Origin of the sequence: Mycolicibacterium nivoides (assembly GCF_003855255.1) — a bacterium.
Classification (GTDB): Bacteria; Actinomycetota; Actinomycetes; order Mycobacteriales; family Mycobacteriaceae; genus Mycobacterium; species Mycobacterium nivoides.
This window is the reverse complement of sequence record NZ_CP034072.1, coordinates 1,591,560-1,603,622: the sequence shown is the minus strand read 5'-3', so window position 1 is coordinate 1,603,622 and position 12,063 is coordinate 1,591,560. Positions and strand designations below refer to the sequence as shown.

Here is a 12,063-nt window from a genome sequence, read left to right as displayed (position 1 = left end):
CCGAGCCCGGGACCAGCACCGCGGCCCTGACCTTCTGTGACCCCGTCACCGACTTCTACGGGTCGCCTTCTTCGCCATTCTCTGGCGGATGGAAGAGGTCTTCGGGGTGCCAGTAGTGGTTGGTGCGGTCCTGGCCGGCGTCCAGGAGTGGTGGCGGGATCCATTCGACGCGGCCGTCGTCAAGTAGGCGGGTGCGCCAGCCCTTATCGTGGACGAGGCGGTTGCTTTTCGGGCAGGCCAAGGCGAGGTCCGTGATATCGGTCAGGCCGCCGCGGCTGAAATCGGCTTTGGCGTGGTGGGTTTGGCAGCGGTCGGTAGGGCAGGTACAACCCGGCCGGGTGCAGCCCCGGTCGCGGTTGTGCAGCACGAGACGTTGAGCGGGGGTGGCGATGCGCTTGCTGCGGCCCAGATACAGCGGGACCTGACGATGGTTCTCGTAGACCGCGAGGTAGTGGTGGGCATGGGCGGCCATCCGGATGACATCGGCGATCGGCAGCTGGGTGCCGGAGGTGGTGAGCCCGGTACCGGTCCTGGTTTCGAGTTCACGCAGCGTGGTGGATACCACGATCGTGACCGGTAATCCGTTGTGCTGACCGAGTTCTCCTGACGACAGCGCGCTGCGGCCGATCGCCACCAGGGAGTCGTGGTTGCGCTGGGCGGCGCTGCGGGTGTCGGCCGCGATCGCCTCCGCACTGGGAGTGCCGGTGGTGCAGGGGTGCTCGTCGGCGGGGTTGCACATGCCGGGGGCACCGTAGCGGGACAAGATCGGTTCGAGGGTGGCGCGGGCCTCAGGGGTGAGCCTGCCACGGATTTCGCTGGTGCCGTCGGCATTTTGGGGCCCGATGATGATCTCACCGTGGCGTTCGGGTTGTTCATCAATGGGTGCGTCGCCATCTTGATTGAGCAGGAAGCCGATCCGGTCAGCGCACTGTTTCAGGATTTCCGGGCTGTTGCCGGCGGCGATGCGAGCCAGGTCGGCGTCGATCTGGGCGTGGGTGGCGGCATCCAGCGGTACGGGTGGCTTGGCGAAGAACTTCCGGATGATCGCGACGTGCTCGGTGTTGATGTGGCCTTCGGCTTGGGCGGCGGCGGTGGCCGGCAACACCGGTGCCAAGTGCTGCCCGGTGATGGTGGTGCGTGGGCCCAGGTTCGCGGCTTCTGCGACGCGGCGTTTGGCTTCTTTGTTGCTGATGCGTAGCCGGATGGCCAACACATCGGACCAGCTTTTCGCACCGATCTCGGCCGCGGTGGTGCGCGACTGCATTTCAGCCAAGATCACGTGATCCACCGCAGGCGCGCACCGGACCTGATGTTCGCGCCGCGACTGCAGCTCCAGCAGTTCAGGCAGGCTCAACGTCTGATAGTTGAGAGCGGCCATTTTCGCGCAGACGGCGTCGTATTCGTCGTAGACAGCCAGCACCGTCTCCCAGCCAGAGCCAGTGCTCGAATACATGTTCGAATTCTACCTCCGGTCACCGACTCCCAGAGAAGTTATCCACAGCGCGCGATCCATCCACAGATCTTGCCGCACAGGGCAATTAGGCCTTGACAGCCCGGCCCGCACTGGCCCGCGCAGCGATGGCCGCGATGACGAATCCGCCGAGCGCAGACCAGCCCAGCGCACCGTCGAGGCCGTTCTTGGCCATCAGGGTCAACGCGGCGCCGGCGACACACAACAGCACGCCGGTGACCACCGACCGGGCGCCGCTGATCTGGACCCGGTCGTCCCACCACGGCAGCGGGCGGTGCTCCAGCGGTGACAGCAGCCGGAAGGCCGCCGCCATGAGAACCGCGAAAACCACTGCACGCAAAGCCAGATGGGGCCAGAAGTCCGGGGCGTGCGGGTCGAACGCATCCAGGCCGAGGGCATGCAGACCGAACGCGGCGATCGCGATCACCGGGATGTGCCACAGGTACAGCGTCATGGCTCCCCCATTGCCCGTCGCCACCACGTACCAGACCCGCGGACGGGCGGCCCAGCGCCGGATCGGGTCCGCAGCGGCGATGAACAGGCATGGCATCCACGTGCAGTGCAGTGCCAGCAGCAGCGTCGGCGGTGACACGTTCGACACGTGCTCGGTTCCAGTGACGACGAGCGACACGTCGTAAATGCCGGTGAGAGCGAGGATCACCTGTGCGGTGAAGGCGAGGACCGCGATCGCGATCGCCCGCCGCGCGCAGATCAGGTGGCGCGCGTAGGCCACCCCGATCACCACGGGAATCAACCAGACGATGATCAGGTTCACGGTGCCCGCCTCGGGGGTGCCGGCCGCGAAGCAGATGGCATCCACCACTCCGGAGGCGACGATCAGTCCGGCGACCACCAATGCCAGTGCCCGGCCCGTGTGCAGGCGCATCATTGCCGGGACGAAGGCGAGCACCATCAGGTAGACACCCAGGAACCACAGCAGGGCCACGCACTCGCGCCCGAGCGCAGCGGCGGACTCGGCCCCCATCGTCGCGTGCACCACGACCAGGACCACCGACCACACCGCCAGGTACCAGAACACCGGCCGGCAGAGGCGCTGGGCACGGGCGAGCAACCACGCACCCCACGAGCGACCGGAATGCCAGCTGTAGGCACCCGCAGCCCCTCCGGCCAGGAAGAACAGTGGCATCACCTGCAGCACCCAGGTGATCGGGGCCAGCGCCGGGAGTGCACCGAGGATGTTGCCGACCCGTACGCCCCCGGAATCGATGGTGGCCAGCAGCAGGGCGCAGTGCCCGAAGATCACCACGAGCAGGGCGCCCAGGCGCGCGACATCGACCGCACGGTCACGGTCCGGCTTGGTGTCCCGGGTGACGGTGTCCGGGGAGGGCACTGCCTCGTCGATTGGCATGGCTTCAGTCTGCCGGTCCGAGCGCCGGGTCGGGATGGGTATTACTACGCGTCCGCCGGCTGACCCAGCACGGCCACGACCACCGATCGGTCCAGACTATTGGCCGACCACACACCGATAGCGGTGTTGGCGCAGTCGGACAGGATCGCGAAATCGACCGGGTCGTAGTACCACTGGTTGAGGATCTCGATGCCGTTGATCGCCAACGCCGGGTTGATGGCGACCGTTTCGGCCACCCGGCCGCGGAATCCGGCAGCCTCGGCCCGCGACTGCGGCGTCGATCCGTCGGAGCCGGCATGGTCGTCCAGGCTGCGGTCGGCGAGCAGATCGTTGGTGTGCCATTCGGCCGCCAACCGCAGCTTCGGGTCGGCCTTCACATTGGTGGTGCAGCCCGCCTGACGCTGGATCGTGAACACGTTGGCGATCACGCCGCTGTTCAGCCGCTGGTTGTCGGCATGCGCGGGCGCCGGGCCCCATGCGGCGGAAAGCGCCAACGGGGCCGCTACGGCGGCGATCAGACCGGTTCGAATTGCGAAATGAGCCATCGGTTTTCGACCTTGTCGAGGGTGACCCGCACACTGGAGGTGGATTTGGTCGGCGGACCGGTGCCGATTGTGGTGGTCTGGTCGACGAGCACCAGGACCACCGCATGCCGGGGTGACGCCGATACCGACGCGGCAGCCGGCACCGTGGCCACCGCCGAGATCACCTGCTGTTTGGCCCCGGGGATGACGACGTCGTCGATCAGTTGCGTGTACTGGTCGCGGAACTCACCGGTGAGCCGGTCCGCGGCCGCGGGCAATTCGGTGTCCACGGTGTCGGGTCGATAAGACAGGATCGCCACGGTGCTTTCGCCCGCGGCGCGGACGGACTCCGTGCCCGCCGCCTGTGCCGATCGCGCGGCCCCGTCCTGCCATTTCAGGAAGCCCGCCCCCAGCGCCAGGACCAGCGCCAAAGCGGGCAGCACACCGAACGTCAGCACCCGCGTCCACGAGATGGACCGGCGTCGGGGCTGGTCCTGCTCCGCGGGTTCAGCATCGTCCTCAATCAGTTCTTCGACGACCAGGTCGTCGGTCTCCAGCTCATCGGCCTTCGGATCGGAGAGCTCCGCTGCGGTATCTGTGGTCATGGCACGAACTCCACATTCGACACTTTGACGTCGTCGCCAACCTGCTCAACGCTGATGCGCATGCGCCAGCGACGCGGATCCTGTTCGGGTGCAGCGCCGGTCGAGGTCTTCACCGAGACGGCGACCAATACCCGCGCCTCGTCATCGGTCTCGGACTCGAGGCCGGCCTCGGCGACGGTGCCACGGGATGTCGACTGGGTCCGCTTGACGATCTCGACGAACGGGCCCGACCGCTTCTCGAAGTCATCGCGGAAGGTACCGGTCGCCGAATCCAGGATTCGCTGAATGTCGGCGTCGGCTTCGGAGTGGCTGATCGAGGTGAGGTTCACCGCCGCCTGGCGCGCCACTTGCACGAACAGGTTGCGCTGCTCCTCGGTGGCGTGGGATCGCTGATCGCGGTAGCCCAGCCAGCCGGTGAGGGCGGCCAGCACCGCCACGATGACGAGGACCACCGCGATCGGAATACGGATGCCGGGACCGGTGTCCGGCTCGTCTAGCCGCTCGGCGGCGTCAGCATGCTCTGCCATGTCTTGCCTTTCGTGCTGTCGGCGAGGTCGGAGTCGGTGTAGGACCGGCCGTCCGGCGCCAGATAGGTTCCGGTGGCCGGGTCATACGGGACAAAGGCCACGGGCGGAGGCGCTGCGCCGGTGCCCTGCGGGGGCGGCAGTCGCGGATCGGTGCCCGGTGCGTACTGCGGCACTCCCTGGCCGGACAGCGTCTCGTTGGGATCGCCCTTCCAGTTCAGGCCGTCGTTCAGCGGGACGTACTCCTCGTCGCTTTCGCACAGTTCGACGGTCGGCGCACGCTTCCACGGCTTGGTCTCGCACGGGATGTTGCGCACGCCACGAACATTGAGGGCCGAGTCCTGCGGAACCCGGCAGTAAAGCTCGCCCGCGGGCCGTTCCGGGTAGTCCTGGTCGGACGGTGACCTCTGTTGGCGCACCGGCAGGAATCCCGTGTTGCATGGTGGCGGCAGGTTGAGGTTCAGATTGAAGTCGAGGTAGATGCCCCGGTACGCCTGTTTGGTGTCGGCGTTGGCCAGGGTGATCGCCGACATCACGGCCGTGCCCTGCGGGTACAGAACCAGCAACTGTTCCAGATCGTTGCGGTAGGTGACGGCGATGTCACCGAGGCTCACCATGTTGGCCAGCAAGACGGGCAGGGTGGGAGCCACCCGGTCGAACAGCGCCTTGCTCTCCCCCAGTGCCGGCGCTCCTTTCGTCAGCAGATCCGCGAACGCGGCGTCCTGGGTTTTGAGTTGGCCGGTGATCGCGGCCATCCGCTGTGCCCACGTCGCAATCGAATCGGCAGTCTGCACTTGCGAATTGAGCACCGGCGGAGACTGATCGATCAACTGCGCGAGCGGATCGACGGTCTTGCCGCCTTCGATGGCCAGGGCGGTCGAACCGTCGACGATGCGGGACAGCTCGGGTCCCAGTCCCCCCACGGCCTTGGCCGACTCGTCCACCACCGTGCGCAGATTGTCCGGCGGAATGGCCTGCAGGGCTTTGTTGGTCGCATCGAGCACGTTCCCGATGTCGGCCGGGATGCGCACCTTGTCGACGCCGATGACATCGCCGTCGCGCAAGGTACCGGTCGCGCCGCGGTCAGGAGTCAGTTCGAGGAACTGCTCCCCGACCGCGGACCGGCTGTGGACGGCAGCCGAAACCGGCGACGGCACTGCGATGTTCGAGTCCAGGGTCAGCACCGCATCGACTCCGGCACGAGTGACGCCGATCGACTTGACCCTTCCGACCTCGGTACCGCGGTAGGTGACCACCGAGGTTGGGTACAGCCCACCCGCAGCAGGGAGTTGGATCGTGACCGTGTATCGGCCGAACCCGAGGAGTGCCGGGACCTTGACGAAACCGAATGCCATGATGCCCACGGCGACGACGGTGATCGTGGACAGGATCGCCAACTGGATCCATACCGAACGGGACAGCCGGATCATGTCAGTACGCCCCCCATCGGTAAGGAGCGATCAGCGGGTTGCCTGCCGTGTACGGGCTGGGCATCTGGCCGATCGTGCGGCCCCACTGCATTTCGAGTTCGGTGAGGTTGCCTTCCCACCGGGTTCCGGTGAACAGACTGCTGTCGATCCGGCTCAACGTCAGATCAACCACCAGCGTGATGTTGGCGAAGTCGCCGCGGAACCAGTTGGCCACCGTGCTCTTCACCCACGGATACGTCGACAGGAAGTCCAGGCCCCGGGTGAGTGCGGGCCCGGCGTTGGCGAGTTCCCGCAGCACCGGCGCGATGTTGCGCAGGTTGTTGACGAGGGATTCCTTGGTCTGGGCGACGGTCGAGGTGGCGATCGCACTGAACTTTCCAAGTGCGTCGACGGCATCGGCGATCTTGGTGCGCTGCTCGGACAACACGGCGAGCGCCTTCGGGATCGTGGTGAGCGCGGTGTCGACGGTGTCGTCCCGGGCCGCCACCTGACCGGCCAGCGAGTTGAGCCGCTCGGTGGCGGTGATGATGTCATCGGTCTGTGCGTTGAGTCCCGCGATGAAGGTGTCCAATTGGCCGAGGAGGCTGCGCATGTCGTTCTCCCGGCCCGCCAGCGCCTTCGCGAAGGTCTGGTTGATCTCCTGCAGCTCGCCCAGCCCGCCGCCGTTGAGCAGCACCGACACCGACGCGAGAGTCTGCTCGGTGGTCGGATAGGTGGCGGCGGCCGACAACGGGATCACCGAGCCGTCGGTGAGTTCGCCGCGCGGTGCCTCGCCCACCGGCGGCGCGAGCTCGATGTGCATGGAGCCCAGCAGGCTGGTCTGTCCCAGTTTGGCGGTGCTGTTGGCCGGCAGGTGGACGCCGCCGTCGATGCGCATGGTCACCAGCGCATGCCAGTCCTGGACTTCGATCCTGGTGACGTTGCCGATGTTGACGTCTCCGACACGCACGCGGGTGTTCTGCTGGATCACCACCACATCGGGCAACTGCGCCTGGATGGTGTACGAGCCGTCGCCGTTGCCTTGGGTTCCCGGCAGACTCAGTGAATTCAGCCCACGCCATTCACATCCCGGGATCACCGACAGGCACATGACGACGAGCGCCGCGACCACCAGCCGCCTCATGGCGTGCCTCCCGGGAGCATCAGGCCGGGAAGCCCCAGTGCGGGATCGGTTTGGATAGGCGCAGGCGCCGCGTCCTGCGATACCTCCGCCGCAGGCGGTGCGGAAGCCGGTGGCGGCAGGTGCGGATTGAGCCGGTCCTCGCTGTAGGTGATCTCGTTGGGCCGCGCTGACGCCCCGACGAACGGATTGATCCCGAGCGGCGGGAAGTTGTACTGGCGGTTCTTGATGATCGGCGCAAGGTACTGCACGCACAACTTCGCCGATTGCTCCCAGTCCTTCCGGGATGCGGCTTGTACTGCGCTGCAGATGAACTGGACGGTGTTGGCGAAGTTGACCGGTGCCAGGATCCCGGTCACCGCGCTCTGCGCCGGCTGGTAGATGTTCATGAAGTTCTGGAACACCGTCGGCGCGATGTGCAGCACCTGCTTGACGTCGGCACGGCTGTCGTTGAGTGCGGTGGTGATCGCGTTGAGGCGGTCGAACGTGACGCCGAGGCCTTCGCGGTTCTCGGCGACGAACCCGCGCAGGTCGTTGACCGCCACGTCGAGGGCCTGGGTGGCGTTGGCCACCTCGTCGGGGCTGTTGCTCAACACGGTGCTGATGTCGGCCAGATTGGTGTTGAACGACGCCAGCAGATCGCTGCTCGAGGTCAGCGCGGATACCAGCAGTTGCAGATTGCGGACGGTGCTGAAGATGTCGGTGCTGTGATCACCCAGCGCCGAAACCGCTTGCGACAGTTTGATCACCGTGTCCCTGGCCGTATCGCCCTGGCCGCGCAGATTGTCTGCCGCGCTGTTGACGAACTCGCCGACCGCACTGGGCCCGCCTAAAGTGGTGGGCTGCAGAGAGTCGGTGAGCTTCTCCAACTGCTGGCGCAGATCGTCCCATTCCACGGGAACCGCGGTGCGTTCCCGTGGAATCGCCGCGCCGTCGGCCAGTTTCGGACCGCTCTCATAAGCCGGAACGAGTTGGAGTGCGCGGGCGCTGACCAACGACGGCGAAAGTATCGCCGCCTGAACGTCGGCGGGCACCGGGTATTGCCTGTCGACCGTGAAGGTGACCTTGGCGGCGTCGGGTTGGGGTTCGATGCGCTCGACGGTTCCCACCGCCACGCCGAGGATGCGCACCTCGTCCCCGGTGTAGAGCCCGTTGGTGTTGGCGAAGTAGGCGGTGAAGGTGTTGTCCCTGACCCGATCCCACCACGGAGTGGCCACCACGGTGATCGCGACGACCAGGATGACGCTCAGCGCCGAGGCGATTGCGATCCGCAGTACGCGTGTCGACATGGTCACCGCCCGCCTTCTGCCGGTACCGGCGGCCCGAAACTGGGCGGCGGGAGTTCCCCTGGAGCGGGGGCCAATGCGGGTGGTCCGGGCGGCGGTCCACCCGGCGGCGGAGCGGGCAGTGGTTCCCGGTAGGGGTAACGCGGATCTCCCGGCTTGCCGGTGATCGCGTCGGGCAGGTACAGGTTCGGATCCCCACCCTGTCCGGTGCGCGGGTACGGCATCGGCAGCGGTGGCGTACCCGGCTGGCCGGTACCCGGGTCGACCAGTTGTGACGGCAGCAGCACATTGGGATCCAGGCCCAGATCGGAGAACGCGGAATCGACAAAGGGCTGGGCGATCTGCCCGGGCAGCAGATTGACCAGTGACGCCTTGAAGAACGGTCCGGCCCCGAGCACTTCGCCGAACGACATCGCATAGCGGCGCAGCAGATACAGCGTGCGCTGCAATTCGCCCTTGCGGTTGTCCAGGATCTCCAGCACCCCGTTGAGCTTGTCGACGGCGGGTTTGAGTTGCGTGCGGTTGTCGGCGACCAGGCCCGAGATCTGGTGTGACACCGCGGTGAGGTTGTTCATCAACGCGTCGACCGAGTCCCGTTGGGACAGCAGTTCGGCCAGGAGTGCGTTGGTGGTCACCACCAGGTTGGCGATCTGGTCGCTGCGCTTGGCGAGCACACCGGTGACCTTGTTGGCGTTGGCCAACAGGTTGCGCAGTTGGGCGTCACGGGCGTTGAGCGTGTCCGAGAACCGGGCCACGCCTTCCAGCGCGAGTTTCAGATCCGGTGGGGTGTCGCGGAACGTGTCCGCCAATGTGGTGAGCGCCGAGGACAACTGCGTGGTGTCCAGTCCGCTGATCGTGGTGGTCAGATCCCCCAGCGCGGACGGCAGGTCGTAGGGAGAGGTGGTCCGCTCGATCGGGATGGGTCCGGTCAGAGTGCCGTCGCCTCGGGAGGTCAGCTCGAGCACCTTGGTTCCGAGCACGGTCTCCGTCTTGATCGCCGCCTCGGTGCGCTCGCCCAGTTCGACGCCGTCACGGACGGTGAAGTCCACCAGAACCCGGGCGCCCTGGAGCCGGACCTGCGAGACCCGACCCACACTCAGTCCCGAAACCCGCACGTCGCTACCGGATTTGATGCCGCCGGCCTCTGAGAAGTACGCAGAGTAATCGGAGGTGCCCTTGATGAACGGAATCTTGTCGTAGGAGAAGGCCGCCACCACCGCGGCAGCGAGCAGGAGGATCGCCACCGCACCGACGGCCGGCCGGCTGCGCTCTGCCAGCGGCTTGATCGTGGGCCGTTTGATGGTGAACCGCTTGAGTGTCAGTCGCGTCATTTCGGCGTGCACCGTCCCGAATCCTGGCCGGCGAGTTTGACATACACCGGCTGGCCGCCTTTTCCGTTTAGCTTGAGAATCGCGTCGCACAGGTAGAAGCCGAAATAGTCGCCGTAGAGCCCGTTCCGGGCGAGCACCTGGTACGCGTCGGGCAGGGTCTTGACCAGGTCGTCCACGTAGTCCCGGTCGGCCATGATCTGCCCCGAGAACCGATCCGTCTGGGTCACTGCCTCTTTGATCGGTTCGCGCGCGGTGGTCAGCAGGTCGGCCACCGAGCCGGCGGCCGCGTTGATGTAGGCCGTCCCGGTTGCGATGTCGGATTTGCGTTCTGCCAGTCCGGCAACCAGCTCCGACAGCTTGTCGAGGCCTTCGGCGAACTGTTCGTCGCGTTTGGCGAACGTGCCGAGTACGGTGTTGAGGTTGGTGATCACTTGACCGATCAGCTGGTCGCGCCCGGCCAGCGTGGTGGTCAACGCCGACGTCTGGGCCAGTACCGATGAGATGGTGCCGCCCTGCCCCTGGAACACCTTCAGCAGTTCCCCGGACAACGCGTTGACCTGATCCGGGTCCAGCGCGCGGAACAACGGCCGGAATCCGCCGATCAGGGCGTCGACGTCCAGCGCGGGCGATGTGCGCTCCAGTGGAATCGACTGTCCCGGCTGAAGTTTGCGAACAGATCCGGGCCCCTCGTCCAGGGACAGGTAGCGGTCGCCGATCAGGTTCTCGTAACGCACCGCGGCGCGGGTGCCCTCGGTCAGAGTCAGGGCCTTGTCGATGGCGAAGTCGACGGTGACTGTCCCGTCCTTGTGCAGCGTGAGGTCTTTGACCTTGCCGACCTCGACGCCGGCGATGCGCACGAAATTGCCGCCCTTGAGCCCGGACACATTGATGAACACCGCGCTGTACGAGGCGCGTGAATCGAATCGGAACTGTCCGAACACGGTCACCAGGATGAAGGTGAAGACCAGGCTCAATGCGGTGAACAGCACCACCCGCGTCGCGACGCGGAAAGTCGCGCGCCTCATGGCTGTCCCTCCTGTGGTGCCGGCGGACCTGGCGGAGGGCCCGGCGCCGGTGGGTAGAGCGGCGCTCCGTCCGGTCCGAACTCGGGTGCGCCGTAGGCGGGCGCACCCGGATACGGCGGCAACGGGCCGGGCGCCGGCGCGCCCGGATAGCGGATGCTCGGCGGTTCCGGCACCGCGCGGGTGACCGGGAAATAGTTGGCCCAGCCGGGAAATCCGATGCCCGGATTGGGCCGGACGTCCAGTCCCGTGCCGAACCCGGTGTCGGTCACCAGGTACTTCACCGGGAAGTTCTTGCTGACGTCGGGCAGCGAGCCGCAACTCGGCCTGCCACCGGGCCCGCCCGTGGCGTTGACCACCGGAAGGTTGTCCGGATAGCGGTAGGGATCGTCGCCGGCCAGCAGGGCCGCGTCCATGATCACCGATTTTCCGTTACCGCCCAGTGCATCCCGGCCGCCGTGTTCGAGGAACCAGACCGCCCCCTGGAACAGGCAGGTGTATGTGGGCGAGTACTTCATGAACAGTGCGGTGGTCGGATCGAGCAGGTTCAGCGCGCGCACGAGGTTGGGTTGGTTGGCGCCGAGAGTGTCGATGCCCGAGCGGGAGAAGCCGACCGCGGACAGCAGCAGTTCATCGAGCGCCCCGGCGTGGGTGCTGATGGTGTTCGCCGTCGTAGAGAAGGACTCCAGGATCGACAGGATGTCTTGCGCGGCAACGGAGTATGCCTGGGTGGTCTCTCCGAACAACTGCCAGTCCTGACGGATGGTGTCCATCCGGGGATTCACCGCTAGCAGCACCTTGTTGGCGTCGGTGATGGCCTGGCCGATGACTTCCCCTTTGCCGCGCAGGGATTCGCCGACGGCGGCGAGGACCGCATTGAGTTTCGCCGGGTCGATCGCGGTGACAACGGATTGCAGGTTTTCGAACACGGTGTTGACTTCGACGGTGACGTTGCGCGAGTGCAGCACCGCGCCCGGTCGCAGCGGCTCGGGACTCGCACCGCCGTCCGGGACAATGAGGTCGACATATTTGGCACCGAAGGCGGTGCTGGATTTGATCTCCGCCTCGACATTGCCGGGGAGGTAGGCGAAGTCGTCGGGATCGATCTTGAGTCTGAGCCTCGCGCCGGCGTCCCCCGCGGTGGCTTCGGCTGCGATGGACGAGACTTCGCCGATCTGGACACCTCGCAGCTTGACCTTGGCGCCGTCCTCCATGACCAGGCCGGCCCGATCGGAGACCAGGGTGAGCGGGACGGTACGGCGCAGCGTGCCGGTGAACAGCAGTGCGGTCAGGGCGGTCACGGCCACGATCACGATGACCAGGACCGGAGCCCACCAGATCGGATCGATCTTTTCTCGCCGGGGTGAATTGGTCATCGCGG

Annotated in this window: 11 protein-coding genes; all 11 read right to left on the bottom strand. The window is 66.3% G+C overall.

The window, feature by feature from the left end; translation table 11 throughout:
- Positions 1–55: 55 nt before the first annotated feature.
- The 11 genes from EH231_RS07630 to EH231_RS07580 all read right to left on the bottom strand — a co-directional run bounded on the left by EH231_RS07630 (position 56) and on the right by EH231_RS07580 (position 12,058).
- Complete coding sequence (locus tag EH231_RS07630) at positions 56–1,453, bottom strand: HNH endonuclease signature motif containing protein (RefSeq protein ID WP_124712178.1); 1,398 nt, start codon at positions 1,451–1,453, stop codon at positions 56–58.
- Positions 1,454–1,538: 85 nt separating this feature from the next.
- Entirely contained in the window at positions 1,539–2,840 is a 1,302-nt protein-coding gene (locus tag EH231_RS07625; protein WP_124712177.1) for an acyltransferase family protein, read from the bottom strand.
- Between the two features lie 44 nt (positions 2,841–2,884).
- On the bottom strand, positions 2,885–3,385 hold the full coding sequence (locus tag EH231_RS07620; protein ID WP_090433077.1) for a CAP domain-containing protein: 501 nt from the start codon (positions 3,383–3,385) through the stop codon (positions 2,885–2,887).
- The gene (locus tag EH231_RS07615) at positions 3,355–3,969 is read right to left on the bottom strand and encodes a hypothetical protein (RefSeq protein ID WP_206429639.1); all 615 of its coding nucleotides are present in this window, start codon (positions 3,967–3,969) and stop codon (positions 3,355–3,357) included. The genes EH231_RS07620 and EH231_RS07615 overlap by 31 nt, the downstream gene beginning before the upstream one ends.
- The gene (locus EH231_RS07610) at positions 3,966–4,496 is read right to left on the bottom strand and encodes an Rv1363c family protein (protein WP_206429638.1); all 531 of its coding nucleotides are present in this window, start codon (positions 4,494–4,496) and stop codon (positions 3,966–3,968) included. The genes EH231_RS07615 and EH231_RS07610 overlap by 4 nt, the downstream gene beginning before the upstream one ends.
- Entirely contained in the window at positions 4,463–5,923 is a 1,461-nt protein-coding gene (locus EH231_RS07605) for an MCE family protein (protein ID WP_124712176.1), read from the bottom strand. The genes EH231_RS07610 and EH231_RS07605 overlap by 34 nt, the downstream gene beginning before the upstream one ends.
- Before the next feature lies 1 nt (position 5,924).
- Positions 5,925–7,046, bottom strand: a complete 1,122-nt coding sequence (locus EH231_RS07600) for an MCE family protein (RefSeq protein WP_124712175.1) — start codon at positions 7,044–7,046, stop codon at positions 5,925–5,927.
- The gene (locus EH231_RS07595) at positions 7,043–8,338 is read right to left on the bottom strand and encodes a virulence factor Mce family protein (protein WP_124712174.1); all 1,296 of its coding nucleotides are present in this window, start codon (positions 8,336–8,338) and stop codon (positions 7,043–7,045) included. Before EH231_RS07595 ends, EH231_RS07600 begins: the two co-directional genes overlap by 4 nt.
- The gene (locus EH231_RS07590; protein ID WP_234927179.1) at positions 8,335–9,660 is read right to left on the bottom strand and encodes an MCE family protein; all 1,326 of its coding nucleotides are present in this window, start codon (positions 9,658–9,660) and stop codon (positions 8,335–8,337) included. The genes EH231_RS07595 and EH231_RS07590 overlap by 4 nt, the downstream gene beginning before the upstream one ends.
- Positions 9,657–10,685 carry an MCE family protein gene (locus EH231_RS07585; protein ID WP_090433065.1) on the bottom strand — a complete coding sequence of 343 codons (1,029 nt, stop codon included), beginning with the start codon at positions 10,683–10,685 and terminating at the stop codon, positions 9,657–9,659. The genes EH231_RS07590 and EH231_RS07585 overlap by 4 nt, the downstream gene beginning before the upstream one ends.
- Positions 10,682–12,058, bottom strand: coding sequence for an MCE family protein (locus EH231_RS07580; protein WP_090433063.1), 1,377 nt, complete (start codon positions 12,056–12,058; stop codon positions 10,682–10,684). Before EH231_RS07580 ends, EH231_RS07585 begins: the two co-directional genes overlap by 4 nt.
- Positions 12,059–12,063 lie beyond the last annotated feature (5 nt).

Excerpts from the sequence above, each read along its gene's own strand:
- EH231_RS07610 (WP_206429638.1), bottom strand. The coding sequence starts at position 4,496 with ATGGCAGAGCATGCTGACGCCGCCGAGCGGCTAGACGAGCCGGACACC.
- EH231_RS07625 (WP_124712177.1), bottom strand. The coding sequence starts at position 2,840 with ATGCCAATCGACGAGGCAGTGCCCTCCCCGGACACCGTCACCCGGGAC.
- EH231_RS07580 (WP_090433063.1), bottom strand. The coding sequence starts at position 12,058 with ATGACCAATTCACCCCGGCGAGAAAAGATCGATCCGATCTGGTGGGCT.
- EH231_RS07600 (WP_124712175.1), bottom strand. The coding sequence starts at position 7,046 with ATGAGGCGGCTGGTGGTCGCGGCGCTCGTCGTCATGTGCCTGTCGGTG.
- EH231_RS07620 (WP_090433077.1), bottom strand. The coding sequence starts at position 3,385 with ATGGCTCATTTCGCAATTCGAACCGGTCTGATCGCCGCCGTAGCGGCC.
- EH231_RS07605 (WP_124712176.1), bottom strand. The coding sequence starts at position 5,923 with ATGATCCGGCTGTCCCGTTCGGTATGGATCCAGTTGGCGATCCTGTCC.
- EH231_RS07630 (WP_124712178.1), bottom strand. The coding sequence starts at position 1,453 with ATGTATTCGAGCACTGGCTCTGGCTGGGAGACGGTGCTGGCTGTCTAC.
- EH231_RS07590 (WP_234927179.1), bottom strand. The coding sequence starts at position 9,660 with ATGACGCGACTGACACTCAAGCGGTTCACCATCAAACGGCCCACGATC.
- EH231_RS07585 (WP_090433065.1), bottom strand. The coding sequence starts at position 10,685 with ATGAGGCGCGCGACTTTCCGCGTCGCGACGCGGGTGGTGCTGTTCACC.
- EH231_RS07615 (WP_206429639.1), bottom strand. The coding sequence starts at position 3,969 with ATGACCACAGATACCGCAGCGGAGCTCTCCGATCCGAAGGCCGATGAG.